17 protein-coding genes are annotated in these 19,538 nt (G+C 50.4%); 4 read left to right on the top strand and 13 right to left on the bottom strand.

Going from position 1 to position 19,538, the window contains the following annotated elements; genetic code table 11:
* Window positions 1–308: 308 nt before the first annotated feature.
* From asnS to C5S61_RS16960, 3 genes are all read right to left on the bottom strand, one after another.
* Entirely contained in the window at window positions 309–1,652 is a 1,344-nt protein-coding gene (asnS, locus tag C5S61_RS16950) for an asparagine--tRNA ligase (RefSeq protein ID WP_110516733.1), read from the bottom strand.
* Between the two features lie 101 nt (window positions 1,653–1,753).
* Entirely contained in the window at window positions 1,754–2,485 is a 732-nt protein-coding gene (locus C5S61_RS16955) for a hypothetical protein (RefSeq protein ID WP_110516735.1), read from the bottom strand.
* Window positions 2,486–2,667: 182 nt separating this feature from the next.
* Window positions 2,668–3,717: a phosphotransferase enzyme family protein gene (locus tag C5S61_RS16960; protein WP_110516737.1), complete on the bottom strand. Its 1,050-nt coding sequence runs from the start codon at window positions 3,715–3,717 to the stop codon at window positions 2,668–2,670.
* Window positions 3,718–3,867: 150 nt separating this feature from the next.
* On the opposite strand from C5S61_RS16960, the gene C5S61_RS16965 reads away from it, so the two are divergent.
* Window positions 3,868–4,737 carry an SDR family oxidoreductase gene (locus tag C5S61_RS16965; protein WP_110516739.1) on the top strand — a complete coding sequence of 290 codons (870 nt, stop codon included), beginning with the start codon at window positions 3,868–3,870 and terminating at the stop codon, window positions 4,735–4,737.
* Here C5S61_RS16965 and C5S61_RS16970 read toward each other — a convergent pair.
* Together C5S61_RS16970 and C5S61_RS16975 are read right to left on the bottom strand one after the other, a co-directional pair.
* Window positions 4,734–5,891: a sigma-54-dependent transcriptional regulator gene (locus C5S61_RS16970; RefSeq protein ID WP_110516741.1), complete on the bottom strand. Its 1,158-nt coding sequence runs from the start codon at window positions 5,889–5,891 to the stop codon at window positions 4,734–4,736. The two genes, C5S61_RS16965 and C5S61_RS16970, sit on opposite strands and share 4 nt — an antisense overlap.
* Complete coding sequence (locus C5S61_RS16975; RefSeq protein WP_164689573.1) at window positions 5,888–7,207, bottom strand: sensor histidine kinase; 1,320 nt, start codon at window positions 7,205–7,207, stop codon at window positions 5,888–5,890. Before C5S61_RS16975 ends, C5S61_RS16970 begins: the two co-directional genes overlap by 4 nt.
* A gap of 239 nt (window positions 7,208–7,446) precedes the next feature.
* Between C5S61_RS16975 and C5S61_RS16980 the strand changes: the two genes are divergently transcribed.
* Together C5S61_RS16980 and fabF are read left to right on the top strand one after the other, a co-directional pair.
* Window positions 7,447–7,992, top strand: a complete 546-nt coding sequence (locus C5S61_RS16980; protein ID WP_110516745.1) for a DUF305 domain-containing protein — start codon at window positions 7,447–7,449, stop codon at window positions 7,990–7,992.
* Window positions 7,993–8,246: 254 nt separating this feature from the next.
* Window positions 8,247–9,515 carry a beta-ketoacyl-ACP synthase II gene (gene fabF / locus C5S61_RS16985; protein WP_110516747.1) on the top strand — a complete coding sequence of 423 codons (1,269 nt, stop codon included), beginning with the start codon at window positions 8,247–8,249 and terminating at the stop codon, window positions 9,513–9,515.
* Between the two features lie 551 nt (window positions 9,516–10,066).
* On the opposite strand, the gene C5S61_RS16990 is transcribed toward fabF, so the two are convergent.
* From C5S61_RS16990 to C5S61_RS17025, 8 genes are all read right to left on the bottom strand, one after another.
* A complete protein-coding gene (locus C5S61_RS16990) occupies window positions 10,067–11,086 on the bottom strand; it encodes an ABC transporter ATP-binding protein (protein ID WP_110516749.1) in 1,020 nt (339 codons plus the stop codon).
* Between the two features lie 17 nt (window positions 11,087–11,103).
* Entirely contained in the window at window positions 11,104–12,177 is a 1,074-nt protein-coding gene (locus C5S61_RS16995) for an ABC transporter ATP-binding protein (protein ID WP_110516751.1), read from the bottom strand.
* A gap of 36 nt (window positions 12,178–12,213) precedes the next feature.
* On the bottom strand, window positions 12,214–13,212 hold the full coding sequence (locus tag C5S61_RS17000) for an ABC transporter permease (protein ID WP_110516753.1): 999 nt from the start codon (window positions 13,210–13,212) through the stop codon (window positions 12,214–12,216).
* Between the two features lie 12 nt (window positions 13,213–13,224).
* Window positions 13,225–14,229, bottom strand: coding sequence for an ABC transporter permease (locus C5S61_RS17005; RefSeq protein ID WP_110516754.1), 1,005 nt, complete (start codon window positions 14,227–14,229; stop codon window positions 13,225–13,227).
* 155 nt (window positions 14,230–14,384) lie between these two features.
* The gene (locus C5S61_RS17010) at window positions 14,385–16,157 is read right to left on the bottom strand and encodes a peptide ABC transporter substrate-binding protein (protein WP_110516756.1); all 1,773 of its coding nucleotides are present in this window, start codon (window positions 16,155–16,157) and stop codon (window positions 14,385–14,387) included.
* Window positions 16,158–16,261: 104 nt separating this feature from the next.
* Window positions 16,262–16,501, bottom strand: coding sequence for a hypothetical protein (locus C5S61_RS17015; RefSeq protein ID WP_110516758.1), 240 nt, complete (start codon window positions 16,499–16,501; stop codon window positions 16,262–16,264).
* Window positions 16,502–16,516: 15 nt separating this feature from the next.
* Entirely contained in the window at window positions 16,517–17,581 is a 1,065-nt protein-coding gene (locus tag C5S61_RS17020) for an AAA family ATPase (protein ID WP_164689575.1), read from the bottom strand.
* 24 nt (window positions 17,582–17,605) lie between these two features.
* On the bottom strand, window positions 17,606–18,595 hold the full coding sequence (locus C5S61_RS17025) for a sugar phosphate nucleotidyltransferase (RefSeq protein WP_054533758.1): 990 nt from the start codon (window positions 18,593–18,595) through the stop codon (window positions 17,606–17,608).
* Window positions 18,596–19,126: 531 nt separating this feature from the next.
* Here C5S61_RS17025 and C5S61_RS17030 point away from each other — a divergent pair.
* Window positions 19,127–19,519 (top strand): response regulator, encoded by a 393-nt coding sequence (locus C5S61_RS17030; protein WP_054533757.1) that lies wholly within the window; start codon window positions 19,127–19,129, stop codon window positions 19,517–19,519.
* The last annotated feature ends 19 nt before the right edge of the window (window positions 19,520–19,538 follow it).

Genomic DNA, 19,538 nt, shown 5'->3' on the forward strand with positions numbered 1-19,538 from the left:
CTCCCGTGCGCAGGTGAGGGGCTTTAATCGTGCGGTTCTGTCACGATGTGTGATACACCATGGTCGGCTCCCCCTCGCCCGCGTTCAGTGGGAGCGGGGGTTGGGGGGTGAGGGACCATGATTACCAATCCAATGAACCATTACACCTATAGCCTATAGCCCTCGTTCTCTGCGCCTCTGCGTTAAATCAATTAATCCACAAAGTAAGGCTATCGGCTATGGACTTTTGGCTAGGGAATGATGTGGTTTAGCCCACACTGTTCCGCTAGCCTATAGCCTGTAGCCAATAGCCCTCTGTTTTATGCTCTTTATGGGTAAATACGGTAGAGTTGGCGTGGGAATGGAATCGCTTCGCGGATATGGCGCGTGCCAGCCAGCCAAGCGACACAGCGCTCGATGCCCATGCCAAAGCCAGAGTGCGGCACACTGCCATACCGTCGCAGATCCAAATACCATTGGTAATCGGCGACATCAAGGCCGTGTTCGCGAATACGGGCTTCGAGCAACTCTGCATCGTGGATGCGCTGCGAGCCGCCGATAATTTCGCCATAGCCTTCAGGCGCAATCATGTCGGCGCAGCGCACCACTTCTGGGCGACCATCGGCTGGTTGCATATAGAAGGCTTTAACCTTAGTTGGATAGTTGTAGATAAACAAGGGCTTATCAAACAGGCTTGCCAAGTAGGTTTCGTGCGGTGCGCCAAAATCATCGCCCCATTCTAAGGGCGCTAATGGTGCATTATCGGGAGCGACGGTTGCGCCAGCAGCTACGCCTTCTTTGATCTTTTCGATCGCTTCGTCGTAGCTGATGCGTGGGAATGGTGGCACAATATTCTCAAGCTTCGAGGTATCGCGCTCTAAAATGATGAGATCATCTTCGCAGCGATCAAGCACTCGCTGAACGATATAGGAAACAAAATTTTCTTGTAGTTCCATATTATCGTCTTGGTCGGCGAAGGCAAATTCTGGCTCGATCATCCAAAATTCGGTGAGGTGGCGACGAGTTTTTGATTTTTCAGCCCGAAAGGTTGGGCCAAAACAATAGACCCGCCCAAAGGTTGCCATGCCCGATTCAACATAGAGCTGGCCGGTTTGCGCCAAATAGGCATTGCCCAAATCGAAATATTCGGTTGCAAACAAATCGCTCGTGCCTTCGGCGGCAGTTGCCGTCAAAATTGGCGAATCGTAGCGCACAAAATGCTCGCTGTTCAAATATTCTTGGGCAGCAGCAATTACTTGAGCGCGAATGCGCAGCAAGGCATGTTGTTTGGCCGAGCGCACCCACAAGTGGCGATGCTCCATCAAAAATTGGGTGCCATGCTCTTTGGGCGTAATTGGGTAATTTTGGGTTAGATGCACAATTTCAATATCAGTCACATCTAATTCAAAACCCAAACTTGAGCGTTCATCGGCGCGCAACGTGCCATGGATATAGCACGACGATTCTTGGGTTAATTCCTTGGCGCGGGCAAACACTTCTTCGCTAACGTTCTTTTTAAACACCACACATTGAATGGTGGCGGTACCATCGCGTAATTGAATAAAAACCAACTTGCCTTTTTCGGTTTTGTGATAGACCCAACCAGCAAGTTTTACCGCTTCGCCAACGTGGTCGGCGCTATCGCGGATATACATCGAGGGCAGCAGTGCCATAGATGCTCCTTCCAACAAAACAACACGATGGCGATGCACCAAGGCACCGCCATGTTTCTCGCAATAATACCATGTACTGCCGCAAGCCAATACGTGATGGGTTATGTCGATAGTTCGTCATGATCAAGTATTGCCAACTCTTCGGCGCTGGGGGTTTGCGAAACAACTTTGCCGAAAATTTCGCGCTCTTTGTTATCGCGAATCATAAACGCTCGTTTGCGCGCTTCTTCTTCGCCATACTTGCGCACCGACACCGAAGTTCGATGGATTTCATTTGGGCGCGGACACCAGGTGATTTCATAAACATCACGCAGATAGACCTCGCCTTTGCGATTGCGATCCTTGCGGCGCACTCTGGTCACGCCAATTTTGCCAGTCGCATTGCGGCGACTAACCGTAACCACCGGGCGATCAGTCCGTGGCTTGCCCAACTCGCGTTCGGCCTCGTCACGGAAATCCAAAGCAGCAGCCAAAGCGCCTTCGCGACCATCGTAGAGCATATCACTGAAGAATTTAACTCGTTGTTGGCCTTTGTAGAACACCCGCACATACCAGCCATGTGTCCGTTTGATCTCACGATCAATCCGGCTGATACCTTTGTAATGCACCTCAGGATCAACCGTATCAATGTGGGGTCGCCCTCGTTCGCGCTTAATTGAATCGCGATACTCTAAAGCATTGCGCAGCGCATTACCAGAGCCATTGAACGCATTGTCGCTGAAAAACTTGCTGAACAATTCACCATCGATCCTCACCCGCACCCACCAACCATACGAATTGGCCTCGACGTTCTCAATCCGTCGGATGTTTTTGTACTTTTGTTGTGTTGCCATATGCATCCTTGTCCGTTGGTGTTTAAACCTCCTAAATAAACATCTCTCGCGATTTATGAAGGCTTATATAGCACGATTATAACCCGAAAATCGCTTATTGAATCTATGCACTTGGCCCTATCTACATGGGTAGCTTTTGGATAACCGCAGTTGGTATATGCCTGCCTAGCAACTATGGGCAGTTAGCGGGCGAGTGGGGGATGGAGATAAATTGTTCTAATCCTTGTGGTGAATGTTTCGATCACCTCATGAACATCACTCGCAAAAAGCGGGTCGTAGGTTGCATGGCCTACATACCATTGTAGCACGTTGGTACAGCGCGCTGAGATTATTACGTCAAGCAGCTGTGAAGCTGCTTGATCCCACGTTTGAAGCTGGCGATACCCCTTTAAAAAGTTCTGCCAAACGCCATCCCACTGGGGGGTGATCCGCCAGCGGCCAACCGCAATCGCCAAATCATACAGCCAATAGCCAAAGCCACAATCATCAAAGTCGATCGCACGCGCCGCGCCATCGGCAAATAAAATATTGCCCCAATGTGGATCAGCATGAATCAAGCCATAAACATCGCGACCTTTGCCAAGCATGCGCTCAACTTCGGCAAAATCATCCATGGTTTGTTGCAAAAGTTGATGATGTTCCGCCGGAATCGCCGCCCAAACCGTGGCATGATCAGCACCGTTGCTTACATTGGCCCCAAATTGGCCTTCCCAATCCCAACTGCGGCGCTGAAAATTGCTCGGCAAAACCCAGGCTTGAGCATGCTGATGCAATTGGCCGACGAGCAGCCCAAGTTGTTGGCAATGTGCTGGCGTAGGATTGTTAATCTGCAAGCGGCCATCAAGCCATTCCATCAACGAGCAATTGTAGCGATGAGGAATTTCGTCAATCTGCACGCTTTGCACATAGCGCCCATCTAAGCCAGCAACCGGCAAGGGCACTGGCAATTTGGCTTCTTCAGCCAAGGCTTTGAGCCATTGCAATTCCGAATTAATTTCGGCGGCGCTGTTGTAGTTGATGCCATGCAAGCGCAGCAAATAATAGCCAGTGCGATAAAACCCAGTCTGCGAGCCATCTGCCGCAGCGGTTTTGACGCGATAAGTGGTATTTTCGCCATGATTAATAAACGTTAGTTGTTCGGCTTTGATGCCAAACGCAGCCAGTGCTGCCTCTGCCAAGCGTCGCCGCCGTTGGTGCTGACCACGCTCGGTCAATTGATCAAATGCTTTCATTGCCAAAAGCTCCCGTCTAGCATAACCGAGCAAGTCTAGCCGATTGCCAGGGCGCTGCACTCCATCGCAAGCCTGAAGCTGCTTCAGCAATTGGTATGTTTCTTGCTTCGCTAAGCAGTGAAGTGTGGTTCTGTGTCAAGGAGATATATTATGTCAAATAACAAAGAAAAGAAACAGCAATTTCCACCCCAAACCCAAGATCAACAGCCTGGCATCGAAGCGGAAATGCAGCCCAAGCCAAAAGCCCAAGATCGCCGCTATCAGGGCAGCGATAAACTCAAAGATAAAGTTGCCTTAATTACTGGGGGCGATAGTGGGATTGGGCGGGCAGTTGCGATTGTCTATGCCAAAGAAGGCGCTGATGTTGTAATTAATTATTTGAATGAACATGACGATGCGCAAGAAACCAAGCGCTTAGTTGAAGCAGAAGGCCGTCGCTGCTTGCTCTCAGCGGGCGATATTGGCGATGAAGCCTATTGCCAAAGCCTTGTCGAGCAAACAGTAGCTAAATTCGGCCAGCTTGATATTTTAATCAACAATGCTGCTGAGCAACATCCGCAAGAATCGATTACTGATATTAGCGCCGAGCAATTGGAGCGCACCTTCCGCACCAATATTTTTGCCATGTTCTACCTAACCAAAGCAGCCTTGCCACAGCTCAAAAAAGGCAGCAGCATTATCAACACAACCTCGGTCACAGCCTATCGTGGCAGCCCGCAATTGCTCGATTATTCAGCAACCAAGGGCGCAATCGTGGCCTTTACGCGCTCGCTCTCGCAATCCTTAATCGAAAAAGGCATTCGGGTTAATGGCGTAGCACCAGGCCCAATTTGGACACCGCTGATTCCCGCAACCTTCGATGCAGAAAAAGTGGCGACGTTTGGCAGCGATGTGCCGATGAAACGCGCAGGCCAGCCAGAAGAAGTTGCCAATTGCTATGTATTTTTGGCCAGCGATGATGCCTCGTATATGGCAGGGCAAATCTTACACCCCAATGGCGGCGAAGTGATCAACGGCTAACTGAGTCCATGCTTTTCTAGTCGATAGAGTAATTGATGGCGCGACAAGCCCAACAATTCGGCGGCGCGGGTTTTATTGCCATTGGCTTGCTGCAAGGCTTGCTGCAATAAACTGCGCTCAACCAACTCGATTTGTAGGCCTGCTGCGGGCAACGCGATTGGCTCGGCAGTAGCCAAGGCCAGATCATGCGGCAAATGCTCAGGCTGAATCGTTTGGCCATTTGCTGCCACAGCCGCCCGCTCCAACACATGGCGCAACTCTGGCAGATTGGCGCTCCAATGGCTTTGCTCTAGCTGTTGGAGCGCTGCTGCGCTTAACGATTGCGTCTCAAGCCAAGCCCTGGCAAACAAGCCAATATCGCTGCGGCGTTGATTCAGATTCGGAACCTGAATCGTTGGTACTGGTTGTTCAGGCAAGGCAAGGCTGGTCACGATGATTCTCGCTTGGAATGATTGGGCCAAAAGCCAATCGAGCCAATTGAGGCCATGGCGCAGCACCAGACTGCCTTGACCTGCCTCGTAAAGCGCGGCTTCGAGCATCGGCTCAGTCAATAACGCTCCATCAAGCTCAATCAGAGGAGCGTTGTGGCGTTGGCTCGTTGCATGGCCATAACGGGCCAATTGGGCTTTACCAACGCCTGCTTCGCCAACCAACACCAGCAATGGCAAGCGATCGATCATACGCTCAAGTTGCGCGCGACAGGCCAACCAAGCAGGATGGCTGCCAACCAAACCAGCAATCGTTGCTTGCTGCTGGCTTTGGCGCAAATAGCGAATCTCTTGCTGGAGCGCGGCGCGCTCCAACGCCCGTTGCAATTTAAAACCAATTTCTTCCAAATCAAAGGGCTTGCGCAAATAATCGGCAGCACCGCGTTGCATCGCCTCAACCGCACTTGCAACCGTGCCATACGCAGTCAGCATCAGCACCACCACATCAGGCCAGCGTTCACGCAAGCGAGCCAAGGTTGCCAGCCCATCCATGCCTTTTAATTTCAAATCGAGAATCACCACATCTGCTGGCTGGCGGCTCATCGCTGCTAAACCATCGTTGGCATTGGCCGCGACCTGCACCTCGTAGCCTTGGTCGCTCAAGGCTTCGCTCAGCACCCAACGCAAATTGGCCTCATCGTCAATCACCAAAACCCGCTTGCTCATGATTGTGCTCCTTGCCGCACCAGTGGTAGCCGCAAACGGGCCAAGGTGCCTTGGGTTGGTGCAGCTTCCAGGCTAATTGTGCCGCCATGTTCGGCGACACTGCGCGCAACTAAGGCCAAACCCATGCCCGTGCCATCGTCTCGCGTCGTAAAAAATGGATCAAAAATCCGCTCGCGAATCGCCGCGCCAATGCCCACTCCTTGATCTTGCACCAAAATTTCAAGCTGTTGGCCCGCAACAAGGCTCTTGATAACAATCAGTTGCCCTGCTTGGCTGGCTTGCAGCGCATTCAAACTCAGGTTTAACAACATTTGCCAGATTGCATCGCGATCAGCTTCAATCCATGGTTCATTAGGATCGAGGCTTAGCTGCAAGGCAACGCCATGTTCTGCGGCCAGCGGCTGACAGGTAGCTACAAATTCGGCTACGAGCTGGTTGATGGCCAATGGCTGGCGTTGCAACGCTTGGGGCTGGGCATAGTTTAATAGCGAGCTAATCAAGCGATCCAAACGATCCACCTCGCTATTAATCACGCTTGTATAGTGGGCCAAATGTGGTTGTTGCGCCAATTTATGGCCCAACAGTTGGCTGGTGGCGCGCACAATGCCCAACGGATTACGGGCCTCGTGGGCTAGGCCTCCGGCCAATTGGCCCAAGGCAGCCATGCGTTCAGCTTGGCGAATCCGTTCGGCGATTACTTGCTGCTCGCGAATATCCTCAAACACCAAAACTGCCCCAATTGGCTGGCCCTGTACATTATGTAAGTCTGAGCGGCGCACGGCCAAGGCAAGCTGTTCGATTTGCATTTCGCTGTAGCCATTGGTTTGGGGCAATTGAGCCAAACTAGGGCTTGGCTGCAATAAATGTATCGCCGTTGGATTTTGCAATTTCAACTGCTGCTGCTCAATCGTGGCAACCCCCACCGGCAGGCTCGCCAGCACATCGTGAATGTACACCCGCAAGGCTTCGGCTCGGCTATGCGCCTGTTGTTCGCGCTCGGCTAAGCTACCAAGCAACGCTGCCACCACAATTAGGGTCGCCATTTCCAAGGTATTATCCAACAAGCTATTAGCGGCATGGGCATCGAGCCAATGGGCATGCGGCAAATAAACCAACGCCGTGAAAAGCGCCAGCCCAAGCCCAAATTTACGGCCCCACATCACCGCCGCCACGCCAATCGGCAGATAATATAAACTGCGATAAATTGAATGATAGGGCAAAAGATGGGCACTGGTCAGATAATGCAGCGCCGTAATGATTAACTCGCTGCTGAGCACAAACCACAACCAATGCCGTTGACGAGAAGCTTGAAGCATAGCAGAGCCTCGGAATAGTACACCAATCATTATTAGTATTGTAAATTTATTCTGTTCAGCAAACAATTTTTTATAAAATTATTATTGCAAGGCTATGCAAACTGTGGCATTTGCTACAGAGTGTGGCATTTGCCACAGCCGAATCCTGTTAAAACGCTGCAAATTGCCCAAAACTAGCTGCTGCTGCCAAATTTGGATAGGCTAAGGCTAGGGTTATTTGATTTGAAAGGAATTTAACAATGCGGCGATGGATGAGTTTATTAAGCATTTTGTTGATATTAGTTGGCTGTAGCGCGAGCAACGATGATCATGGCGCTGAGCATCCAACCACCGCTTCAGGCGACCATGGCGCAATGAGTATGGACGATCTCCAATTTCTTGATGGCATGATCGAGCATCATCGGGGCGCAATTGCCATGGCCAAGGATGCCCAAACGCAAGCCAGCGATCCCCGCGTGCAAGAACTGGCTAAGCAAATTATCGCAGCCCAAGAGGCAGAAATTACCCAGCTTGAAGCATGGCGCAAAACCTGGTTTGGCGATGCTCCAGCCAGCGACCTTAGCGCCCTGCACATGGGTTCGATGGATGTTCCTGCTGGCAGCGAAAGCTACGATCGGCGCTTTTTAACCGCGATGATTAGCCATCACGATGGTGCAATCGCCATGGCCCAAAGCATCAAAGCTAGCACCCAACGCAGCGAACTCAAAAGCTTTGCCGAGGCCGTGATCACTGACCAAACTGCCGAAAACCAACAAATGAATAGCTGGTTACAGGAAATCAAATAGCGGCAGGGCCAGAGGTAAGGGCGAGATTTTAACATAACGGCATAGTTTTCTAGGCACTGGGCTTTTGGCAATTGGCTATCGGAGATTGGTCTCAAATACCAATAATTGTTCCGATAGCCTACAGCCTATAGCCTATTCCCCTTCCATGTCCTTCGTGGATCAACAAAACAGCAATCGCCCAAAGCCTAAAAAACTGCGGTATAGTGGTGACTGTGATTGCTCCGCTTCGAAGCAACATCTGTTAAGGAAGCACTATGCGTCGTGTTGTGATTACAGGAATGGGAATCGTTTCGCCGTTGGGTTGCGGAGTTGAGGTTGTTTGGCAGCGCTTATTAGCTGGTCAATCGGGAATTGGCCCCTTGCCTGAGCAGATTAGCGCAGGCTTGGCCAGCACCATTGGCGGTGTCGTGCCAAGTCTGGCCGTTGATCCAGCTGCTGGCTTTGAGCCAAGCGCCGTTGCCAATAGCAAAGAGCTACGCAAAATGGATCGCTTTATTGTCTTGGGTTTGGCGGCAGCCGCTGAGGCCTTGAAGCAAGCGCAATGGCAGCCAGAAACCGAAGCAGCCCAAGAGCGCACAGCAACCTTGATTGCGTCTTGCGTTGGCGGCTTTTCGACCATTACCCAAGCAGTGCGCACTTTAGATAGCAAAGGCCCACAGCGACTCTCACCATTTACCGTCCCAGCCTTTTTGATTAATCTAGCAGCAGGCCATATTTCAATTCGCTATGGCTTTCGCGGCCCAATCGCTGCCCCAGTTACCGCATGCGCTGCCAGTTTGCAGGCAATTGGCGATGGCGCACGCTTAATTCATAGCGGCGAGGCCGATGTTGCGGTGTGTGGTGGCACCGAAGCAGCGCTTGATCCGGTCAGTTTGGGCGGGTTTGCTGCTGCTCGCGCCTTGGCAACCGAATTCAACGCCAATCCAACTAGCGCCTCACGTCCGTTCGATCAAGCCCGCGATGGCTTTGTGATGAGCGAAGGTGCAGGCGTATTGGTCTTGGAAGATTTAGAGCATGCCTTAGCCCGTGGCGCAACGCCGTTGGTCGAAGTGGTTGGCTATGGCACAACCGCCGATGCCTATCACATCACCTCTGGCCCAGAAGATGGCTCAGGCGCAGCGCGAGCGATGCGTTTGGCGTTACGGCAAGCTCAAATCTCGCCCGATCAAATTCAACATCTGAATGCCCATGCCACCTCAACCCAAGTTGGCGATCGCGGCGAGCTGGCAGCAATCAAGCAGGTATTTGGCGAAAACTCAGGTTTAGCCGTAAGCGCCACCAAATCATCAACTGGTCACTTATTGGGTGCTGCTGGCGCGGTCGAAGCAATTTTCACTGCACTGGCGATTCGCGACCAAATTGCTCCCGCCACGCTCAACTTGGAAAATCCCGACCCAGCCAGCGCAGGCATTGATCTGGTTGCAAAAGAGCCACGGCCAATGCCAATCGAATACGCCCTATCCAACGGCTTCGGCTTTGGTGGAGTCAACGCCAGCGTCATCTTCAAACGTTGGCAAGGCTAAAATCAAAGGATGAAGGATGAGGGATGAAGTAAGAACAGAGAGCAGAGAACAAGGATGAAGGATGAGGGATGAAGTAAGAACAGAGAGCAGAGAACATAGAGCATAGGGATTGGGCTATAGGCTGATGGCTAATGGCTATCGGAGATTTGTTGAAATGGCAACAATTGTTCCGATAGCCTCCTGCCTATAGCCATGAGCCTTACTTTGCGCTCTTCGCGTGCTTCGTGGTTTCCGTCCTTCGTAGATCAATTGATTTAACGCAGAGGCGCAGAGAACGATGGCTATGGGCTTTTGGCTTTTGGCACATTCTTCGTGCAATTCGTGGAATTCGTGGCTAAAAAACATTCGCGTTCTTCGCGTTCTTAGTGGTTTAATTTCTTCGTGCTCTTCGTGCTCTTCGTGGATCAATCGATTAGCCAAAAGCCATCAAATAAACCCAAAAGCCCCACTCAGCTAAACCGAGTGGAGCTTCTGAATACGTTAATCGTTGATCAGCAGCAAGCTTAGGCAGCATTGCTGACCCCTGGCAACTGATCCCTGCCCCCTCGTTGCTACTGCAACTTCTTTTCCATTTGCTCTTGCGATTCGGTTGCGCGCCAGCAAGCCACAAAATGGCCGCCACCATAATCTTGGAATGGTGGGTCTTCGACTTTACACTTGTCGATCACAATTGGGCAACGAGTGTGAAAGTGACAGCCAGAAGGTGGATTGAGTGGGCTTGGCACATCGCCTTGCAAAATAATCCGCTGGCGTTGCTTCTCGACCTCAGGATCGGGAATAGGCACTGCTGAGAGCAAGGCTTGGGTATACGGGTGCATTGGGTTGGCATAGAGCTGCTTCGAAGGAGCCAACTCGACCATTTTACCCAAATACATCACCGCCACCCGATCGCTGATGTGCTTAACCACGCTCAAGTTGTGGGCGATAAACAGATAGGTCAAGCCAAATTGGCCTTGCAAATCTTGCAACAGGTTGATAATTTGGGCTTGAATCGACACGTCGAGCGCTGAAACAGGCTCGTCGCAGACAATAAAATCTGGTTCAACCGCCAAAGCGCGTGCAATCCCGATCCGTTGGCGCTGACCGCCAGAGAATTCGTGCGGGTAACGGTTGATAAAGTAAGGGTTGAGACCCACGACGCGCAGCAATTCCTCGACTCGCGTGCGCACCTCTTTGCCAGTACGCAAGTTGTGCACCCGAATTGGCTCACCCACAATATCGCCCACAGTCATCCGTGGATTGAGCGAAGCATACGGGTCTTGGAAAATAATCTGCACTTTGCGCCGCATTTGGCGCATTGCTTCGCCATTGAGTTTGGTCAACTCTTTGCCATCAAAATTGACCGTGCCAGCGGTTGGGCGATGCAATTGCAAAATTGCCCGCCCAGTCGTCGATTTACCACAGCCTGATTCACCCACCAAGCCGAGGGTTTCACCGCGTTTAACTGAAAAGCTCAAGCCATCAACTGCTTTAACTGCCCCAACCGTGCGGCGTAATAAACCGTTGGATTTCACTGGGAAGTGCATTTTTAAGCCGTTAATATCGAGCAGATTCTCATTTTGTACTGCCATGTGGCCTTCCTCTGGTTCTACGATGCTTGTTCGTGGGCTAAAACATCCTCAAGTGCTGCATCCAAGGCCGCTTCTTCTTCGGCAATTTTCTTTTCAGCCATCACTTGGCGCTGATCACGATCAATATCGAATAAGCAGGCCGCCGTGTGATCGGGTGCAACTTGGCGTAAACTTGGGGTTTCGATCCAGCATTGCTCTTGCACAAAATCGCAGCGTGGCGCAAATGGGCAGCGATTGGTCTTTTCCAACAAATCCGGTGGAAGCCCCGGGATTGGCGTGAGCCGCGTTTGAATCCCATCAAGCCGTGGAATTGAATCGAGCAAGCCAATGGTATAGGGCATTCGCGGATTGCGGAACAGCTCATTGGTCGAAGCTTGTTCAACCACACGTCCAGCATACATCACAATCACGCGGTCGGTCATGCCAGCTACAACCCCAAGATCGTGGGTAATGAAAATAATCGCTGTCCCCGTCTCGTTCTTGAGACGGTTAAGTAATTCTAAGATTTGCGCTTGAATAGTTACATCAAGGGCGGTCGTTGGTTCGTCGGCAATCAACAGCTCAGGGTTACAGGCCAAACCCATAGCGATCATCACCCGTTGGCGCATCCCGCCAGAAAATTGATGTGGAAAATCGTCAAGTCGTTTGTCGGGCGCTGGAATCCCAACCATTGAGAGCAAGTCAATGGCTCGGTTGCGTGCCTGTTTGGGAGTCATCCCCATGTGCAATTGCAGCGATTCAGTCATCTGCCTGCCAATCCGTAGCACCGGATTGAGCGAAGTCATGGGGTCTTGGAAGATCATCGAAATCCGATTACCGCGGATTTTACGCATCTCCGACTCGCTAAAATCGACCAGATTATCGCCATCGAACAAAATCTGGCCGCCGGCAATTTTGCCTGGTGGCGAGGGAATCAAGCGCATAATCGAAAGTGATGTAACGCTTTTACCCGAGCCAGATTCGCCGACGATCCCGAGCGTTTCGCCCCGATTGACCGAAAATGAAACATTATTGACAGCATTGACCACGCCATCAGCGGTTTTAAATTGAACTTGTAGGTTTTTGACCTCAAGCAAAGGTGCTTCAGCCATATGTGCTCCTCATGATGTCGAGCAATTTGCCTTGATCTATTGACGGGGATCAAGTGCGTCGCGTAACCCATCGCCCAATGCCACAAAGGCAATCGTAATTGAAGCAATCGCAATCGCCGAGGCGATCAAAATCCATGGTTGTGAATCAATCGCCGACTTACCTTCCAAAATCATCTGGCCCCAGCTGGTAGGAAATGGATTATTTGGGTTGGTATCAGGTTGGATGCCAATCCCCAAAAAGCTGAGGGTTGCTTCGGTGACAATCGCGCTTGGCACAATAAACGCGCCTGCCACAATAATTGGGGCCAGCGTGTTGGGCAAAATGTGGCGGAATAAAATTGAGCCACGGCGGACCCCAACTGCCTCTGCTGCCTCAACAAATTCTTTTTCTTTTAATGAAAGCACTTGGCCACGCACCAAGCGCGAAACGCTGGCCCAGTTAACCGCTGAGAACGATAAGAAAATCAGCAACAAGCCATTAAATGTCTTGCCGAATGCGGTCTGGCTGAAGGCCGTTTGCACAATAATAAAGAACAAGATGTCGGGCAACGAAAAGATAATATCAGTGAAGCGCATCAGCAAACTATCGAGTTTGCCGCCAGCAAAGCCTGAAATCAAGCCAATCGTAATCCCAATACTCAAGGTAAAGATCATGGGAATAAAGCCCACAACCATCGAAACCCGTGTTCCATAAATCAAGCGACTAAGCACATCACCGCCAGCAGAATCGGTGCCGAGCGGAAACTTCCAAATGCCACTGCGTTTCGGATTTTTCTCATCAACAACCCACGCTGCTTGGCGATAAACACCCCGTTCGCGTAATTCGGTTGTGGTTGGGCGGCTAGGTGAATGGGGCGCGATGACTGGTGCGAAAATTGCTACCAACGCCAGCAAAAACAAATAAATAATACTTGCCATTGCTAAACGATTACGCCGCAAGCGCATCCATGCATCGCTCCAAAGACTCCGAACAGGCCGCGTAAATTCTTGGGCTTGGGCAGGATTCGTCCCTGCCACATTCGATGCGGTTGCCATAGTTCGGGTCTCCTAGCTGTTACGAATCCGTGGATCAATCAAGCCATACGAAAGGTCGACCATAATATTGCCCAAAGCAACCAGCAATGAAAAAAAGAGGGTCGAACCCATAATCATTGAATAATCGCGGCTCCCAATTGCCCCAATAAATTCACTGCCGATTCCTGGTACGCGGAAGACCGATTCGATAATAAACGAACCAGTGACCAAGCCAGCAACCGCCGGCCCCAAAATTGTGATCACAGGAATCAGACTGTTGCGCAGGATGTGACGCAAAATCACCACCCGATCACCAAGCCCTTTGGCTTTGGCGGTACGAATATAATCTTGGCGTTTAACTTCGAGCACACTACTACGGGTCAGACGCGTAATATAGGCCATTGTGCCAAGCCCCAAGATAATTGCTGGGGGGAAATACGACATACTAAAGCCTTCCCAGACCGAAGGATCTTTAATCGGAGCAACCCCAAAGACTTTGCTCATGACCAGCAGCAAGACCAAACCAGTTACAAAGGTTGGCACCGAAAAGCCAATTGTCGAGATAATCAAGCTAAAGTAATCGAAGATCGTATTTTGGCGTAAGGCACCGAGAATGCCTAAGGGAAAACCCACCACTAAGGCAAAAGTAAGCGAGATTAAGCCAAGCCGCAATGAAATTGGAAAGGTTTGTTTAATTTTATCTTGAACCGTTTCTGTCCCTTTTGAGGCATAGGTTGGCCCCAAATCACCTTGGACTGCATTCAGCATATAGTTGCCAAATTGGCTATCGAACAAGCCACGAACTGCCGCGAACGGGCCATCAGCACTCATACGATTATTAAATTCAGCAGTATTGAGCCAAGCTGGTTTATCTAAGCCAAATTTACGATTAAGTAGGGCAATCGTTGACGGGGCAACTTCTTTCTCTTGATCGAATGGCCCACCTTTGGCCTGTTTCATCAGAAAAAAAGTGATTAATGCCACGAGAAACAACACCGGAATCATCGCCAAGACGCGACGAATTATAAAGCCAATCATGCCATGCCTCCATTGGCGCGAGAGCGAGCCGGGGTGTTGCCTCGCGAGCCTTGATTGCAATTTAACAGGGTGCTTGCAAAAAATTTAAAGAGTGGGAGCTAGGTTTGGGTGGGGAACAGCGCAGGCCAGCGCTGCTCCCCAGAAGGTTAAATCAATTACTTGATTTCGATGCTGTATGAAGTCCATTGGCCAGGGAATTGATCATCAGCAGCGGTCTTTGAGAAGCCGCTTACGCGTGGGTTGATCACGTATTTATTCACCCGGTTGTACATCATAGCGGTTGGCAAGTCGCCAACGATCAACTTTTGGGCAGCGGTGTAGGCTTCCAAGCGGGTTGCATCGTCGGTGCTGGTGTCGGCCTTGGTCAAGAATTCGTCAACCGCTGGGTTGCCGTAGCCTTGGCGTTGGGCAAAGGTGGCGTTGCTGTTCCAGAACACGCTCAACCAGTTTTGAGCATCGGGATAGTCTTGAATCCAACCACCCAATGACAATTGAGGATAGGTCGAGTTATCTTTCTTAGCAGCGGTCAAATCTTTGCTTGGCAATGGCAACAACTTAACTTCAACACCCAAGACTTCGCGGAAGGTGTTGGCCAAGAACTCGTGGCGAGCTTGGTTGGCGGTGTCGTTGCTGCTGTAGGCCATGGTGATTTCTGGCAATTTTTCAGCTGAGCCATAGCTTGATTCAGCCAAAGCTGCTTTAGCTTTTTCTGGGTCGAACGCAAAGCGATCTTCGGTTGCATCGTAGCCAGGAATCCCTTGCGGAATCCAGGTCAAGGTTGGCAAACAGTCGCCGTTGCGAATCACTTCACAGTAGGTATCGCGATCGATCGCATACGCAAATGCTTCACGCACCTTAAGATCGTTGAATGGTTCCGTGGTGGTGTTGAATTGCAAACCGGTCGTGTTGGCACCTGGGTATGAAATGTACAATGGGCCAAGGTCAGCGTCGCTTTGGACAGCTGGAATTTGGCTTGGATCTGGAGCGAAGATATCAAGTTGGCCGGTGCGATATGCTTCCAAGGCAACTGATGAATCGTCGATGTAGATCATGCTAATGCCATCAAGCTTGGCTTTGTTCCAGTAGTTTTCGTTGCGAACAAAGTCAATTTGTTGGTCTTCAGCAATCCGGCTGAATTGGAAAGGCCCGTTGCCAACTTGCGCAGCAGGATCTTTCCACCAGTTTTCGCCACCTTTTTCGATCAACTCTTGCTTGGCTGGGTACATAACCCACAAGCCAGCAATCGTTGGCAAGTAAGGAGCAGCTTGAACGGTTGAAATAACGATCGTGCTATCGTCTGGGGTGCTAACACCCAAAGCAGCTTTAGCAGCATCGTACTTGGCGGTATCGGTGATGGTGGTACCAGCGAAATCAGCACAACCGGTAATATCAAACAAAATTGATTGATATTCGCCAGCGGTCACTGGGTCACAGGTGCGTTGGATCGAATAAGCGAAGGCTTTCGAGGTCAATGGCGAGCCATCGCTGTATTTGAGGTCAGGGCGCAAGGTGAAGGTAAATACGGTACCATCAGCGTTTGCTTCCCATTTCTCGGCAGCACCAGGTACGGTTTCCAGTTTGTCATTGAGGCGGGTTAGGCCTTCGTAGTTTTGCGACAGCAACACGATTTCGGCGCTGTACGAGCTTTTCTGTGGATCAAAGACATCTGGATAGGCAACTTGGTGAACGCGAAGAATGTTTCCGTCAGTTGCGGCTGGTTCGGTGGTTGCTTCTGCAGTTGCATCTGCGGTGGTTGCGGTTGCTTCAGCAACAGGCGCAGTTGTAGCAGTGGCTTCTGCACCAGTAGCAGTTGTAGCGGTTGCAGCGGCTGGTGCAGTCGTTGGGGTTGCATCACCACCACAAGCGGCCAAGGTTGGTATGGTCAATACCATTAAGGCCAATAAGCGGGTCAAACGACGTTTGAGCATGAAGGCTATCTCCTTAATTCAAAGAGTACGAAAACCAACACAACGCTAATCCCTGATGTGTCACCCATCACCCCCTTTCAATGGTTTTGGTATCCAAGCACAGCCTAGGCTGGCAAAATGCTCCATGATGCACGTGATGAATTCATCACATAAAATAGCAAGTAAAAGCTTGAGCATGGTTGGCCACCAGGCCCACCACCGCGTACGCGACGCTCATAACTTGGGGTTGATTTAAGTCGTTGCAGTAAGCTGACTTTTGGTGCTGCATGGGTTAATTCTTGCTGCAATACATCACGAAACAGCATGTCCACGGTAGTATCATCAAGATCGTTGTGAACTGGCATACGTAGCTTCCTAGCCTAATAGAGCAAAGAGTCGGTTAGGCCTACCAAGGTAGTGCTTGGTAGTTGGGCAAGTTGACGATGCAACAAGGCCTCAATTGCGGCGCTATGTTGCGGTTGCCCCCACAGCCTTAACAACAACTGGCGTGCCATGACAAATGAATAGGCAAACTGGGCGTTGTTAAGCACATCGTATGGAATGAATAATCCGTGTCCCTCTATGGTAAAGCTATTTGCCACAGCCCGCAACATGGTACTCCGCCATGTTTGGGTATAGGTCAGGTTACTTTGCCACAGAATCGCCATCAATTCGCTTGGTGGCTGCAAAATATCATCTAAATGAGGGCCAAGCAGCGCATGTAAACGATCACTTGCCGCCTCATCACTGCGATATTGTTGGTCAAGCAACAAGCGTTGCATGCCCACCGGAGCCATGCGTTGTTGGCGTTTAACTGTGCGAATGTTGCTTTGGAGCCATTGAGGCTGCATATAGACACAGTTAATTTGCGCCAACAACGAGCTTTGATCGCGATCAACGGGATGTTCAGCATCGAGCGTGCCAGTAATAATCACATTACTGGGCAAGGCTGGCCATTTATGCGGCGGATAGCCGCGCATGACCAAACGGGTAATCCCATCAGGATCACGACTAACATTCGCAAAGTAGGTATAAATATCGTGAGGCCGTAGGTTATCGAGACAGAGGAAGAATAAACGGCCAGCGTTGGCTGGTGCAGCAGCATTCTCCAATGTCTCGACAAACTTCATCCACCCAAACCGATCTTGTATTTCGCTTGCTTGCAGGCTGCTGCCAAGATTCACATAGGTATATTGATCATCAAAGGGCAGCACCAAAGCCTGGGCAAACAAGCGCGCCAATTCAGTTTTGCCCTGCCCGCTTGGCCCAAACAACAAGACAAAGGGGCTGGTTTTAATCGCAATCACATAATCAATCACCAACAAGGGCGGAATCGCATATCCGGCGGCATGACAATAGGTCAACACCTGTGCTATCAACCGATGTTCGTCGGCGATAAGATGGTGAAAGCCGGTGCCACGCTGCAAGCTGGTTGGTGGGGACATCCAATCCCCTGATTGATCATGCATTTACTGAATCGTACTACCAAATGTAATCACTGATGAATCGCCGACGTTCAGGTGTTGGAATTCGCCTCTGATATGCGCACCTTCACCGATGAGTGAGCCTTCTAAGGTTGATGATTGAATGCTGGCTCCTTGGTTGATAATCGAATCGCGGACAATCGAATCGACAATCACGCTATGGTCGGCAACCGAGACAAACGGCCCAATAATCGAGTTGCGAATCTCCACATGTTCGCCGATGAACACTGGTGGAACGATAATCGCGCCGTCGCGTTGTTCAACATTGCCTGTTTCATGTTGCAACAAATAGCGATTGGTGCGTAACAAGGCTGGAGCCGTGCCACAATCTTCCCACATGGTCGCAGTTTCAGCGCTGAATTTGGTGCCATTGCTAATCATCAATTGCAAGGCATCGGCCAGATAAAACTCACCTTTGGTTTGAATGTTCTTTTCAATCAAGACATCGATTGCTGCAAACAGGTCTTTTACTTCACGCACATAGTATGCGCCGATCAAAGCCAAGTTGGAGACGGGGGTGCTTGGTTTTTCCACCAGCTTGGTAATCACCCCATCTTCGAGTAATGCCACCCCGAACCGCGAGGGATCATCAACTTCGCTTACATAGATCACGCCGTCTGCATCGGTTTGGTTCAAAACATTCAGGTTTGCTTCAAAAATCGTATCAACAAACAAAATCAAGGTTGGGCCAGAAACCATATCTTGGGCCAAAGCAATGGCATGCGCTTGGCCTTTAAGCTCAGTTTGCTCAACAAAATGGCTCTTGAAGTTATAGTTCTTGCGAACATATTCCTCAATTTGTGTACCCAAATACCCAGTAATAAACACCACATCATCGATTGGTAGAACTTTGAGTTTGTCGAGCAAGTGGCCAATGACGGCCTTGCCTGCCACGGGAACCAACGGCTTTGGACGGGTATGTGTATGTGGTCGCAGGCGGGTTCCAAGACCAGCGGTAGGAATAATTACATTCATACTGCATTTTACGGTGATAAGCAGACGTTAAACGCCGCTAGCCAACCGTACTCCCTTTCATTGATTTGCAGAATTTAGCGTTTGTTTTGGAATGTAAGCACGCAGCTTGTTGCAGCGTGGAGTACAAACCCACGGTACACTGAGGACGCATTGAGTATATCAGGCAGCCTGATGATTGGCAAATATCCCAATCGCGCTAATCGGGCCTAGGCCATAAGCCAACGCCCAGCGCCAACCCCATCAAGGCCTATGTCACCCGCTCGAGTGAGATCGCACGCCGCAAAACTAGCCCTTTCCTTCCACAGCGGCTACGGACTATTGAACCATGGCATGTATGCAAAAAATTGCATATACTTTTACTCATTAAAGGTCTATCACTGATTACTCAACGCAACCGTTGCCAGGATTAAATGCCCAACGAATCATGCAATCGCCCACTAGTCCTATTTGTAAATTACCTAGTAAGGTTGCAGTGCTACAGTACATTTGGATACGAGCAGATCAGAAGGTACAATTTTAGGAGATACCCATATGCCAACCATCTTAGTTGTTGATGATATGCCTGACAACCGTCAGCTTTTAGGAATAATGCTCCAACGGTCTGGTTATACAACCGAGATGGCTCGTGATGGGGTCGAAGCGCTGGAAGCCATTCAAAAGAGCCAACCAGACCTTGTATTGCTTGATTTGAATTTGCCACGCATGGATGGCTGGACGGTCTGCAGGACGGTCAAAGCTAGCCCACACTTGGCCCATATCCCGATTGTAGCGTTAACTGCGAGTTGCAGCCCTGGCGAAGTCAAGCAATTGATGACCCCCGACTGGACTGATTATGTCAGCAAGCCCTTCGACGTTATGTCATTAATGGAGAAGGTCAAGCTCTGGCTCGCCGGTTCCAATCAATCCAAGCCATGGTATAGCTAAACCTCAAGCGTCGATTAAA

It is taken from the genome of Herpetosiphon llansteffanensis (assembly GCF_003205875.1).
GTDB lineage: Bacteria > Chloroflexota > Chloroflexia > Chloroflexales > Herpetosiphonaceae > Herpetosiphon > Herpetosiphon llansteffanensis.

What these genes read in the sequence shown, in the direction of transcription:
- asnS (WP_110516733.1), bottom strand. Translation starts at nt 1,652, where the DNA reads ATGGCACTGCTGCCCTCGATGTATATCCGCGATAGCGCCGACCACGTT.
- C5S61_RS16955 (WP_110516735.1), bottom strand. Translation starts at nt 2,485, where the DNA reads ATGGCAACACAACAAAAGTACAAAAACATCCGACGGATTGAGAACGTC.
- C5S61_RS16960 (WP_110516737.1), bottom strand. Translation starts at nt 3,717, where the DNA reads ATGAAAGCATTTGATCAATTGACCGAGCGTGGTCAGCACCAACGGCGG.
- C5S61_RS16965 (WP_110516739.1), top strand. Translation starts at nt 3,868, where the DNA reads ATGTCAAATAACAAAGAAAAGAAACAGCAATTTCCACCCCAAACCCAA.
- C5S61_RS16970 (WP_110516741.1), bottom strand. Translation starts at nt 5,891, where the DNA reads ATGAGCAAGCGGGTTTTGGTGATTGACGATGAGGCCAATTTGCGTTGG.
- C5S61_RS16975 (WP_164689573.1), bottom strand. Translation starts at nt 7,207, where the DNA reads ATGCTTCAAGCTTCTCGTCAACGGCATTGGTTGTGGTTTGTGCTCAGC.
- C5S61_RS16980 (WP_110516745.1), top strand. Translation starts at nt 7,447, where the DNA reads ATGCGGCGATGGATGAGTTTATTAAGCATTTTGTTGATATTAGTTGGC.
- fabF (WP_110516747.1), top strand. Translation starts at nt 8,247, where the DNA reads ATGCGTCGTGTTGTGATTACAGGAATGGGAATCGTTTCGCCGTTGGGT.
- C5S61_RS16990 (WP_110516749.1), bottom strand. Translation starts at nt 11,086, where the DNA reads ATGGCAGTACAAAATGAGAATCTGCTCGATATTAACGGCTTAAAAATG.
- C5S61_RS16995 (WP_110516751.1), bottom strand. Translation starts at nt 12,177, where the DNA reads ATGGCTGAAGCACCTTTGCTTGAGGTCAAAAACCTACAAGTTCAATTT.
- C5S61_RS17000 (WP_110516753.1), bottom strand. Translation starts at nt 13,212, where the DNA reads ATGGCAACCGCATCGAATGTGGCAGGGACGAATCCTGCCCAAGCCCAA.
- C5S61_RS17005 (WP_110516754.1), bottom strand. Translation starts at nt 14,229, where the DNA reads ATGATTGGCTTTATAATTCGTCGCGTCTTGGCGATGATTCCGGTGTTG.
- C5S61_RS17010 (WP_110516756.1), bottom strand. Translation starts at nt 16,157, where the DNA reads ATGCTCAAACGTCGTTTGACCCGCTTATTGGCCTTAATGGTATTGACC.
- C5S61_RS17015 (WP_110516758.1), bottom strand. Translation starts at nt 16,501, where the DNA reads ATGCCAGTTCACAACGATCTTGATGATACTACCGTGGACATGCTGTTT.
- C5S61_RS17020 (WP_164689575.1), bottom strand. Translation starts at nt 17,581, where the DNA reads ATGTCCCCACCAACCAGCTTGCAGCGTGGCACCGGCTTTCACCATCTT.
- C5S61_RS17025 (WP_054533758.1), bottom strand. Translation starts at nt 18,595, where the DNA reads ATGAATGTAATTATTCCTACCGCTGGTCTTGGAACCCGCCTGCGACCA.
- C5S61_RS17030 (WP_054533757.1), top strand. Translation starts at nt 19,127, where the DNA reads ATGCCAACCATCTTAGTTGTTGATGATATGCCTGACAACCGTCAGCTT.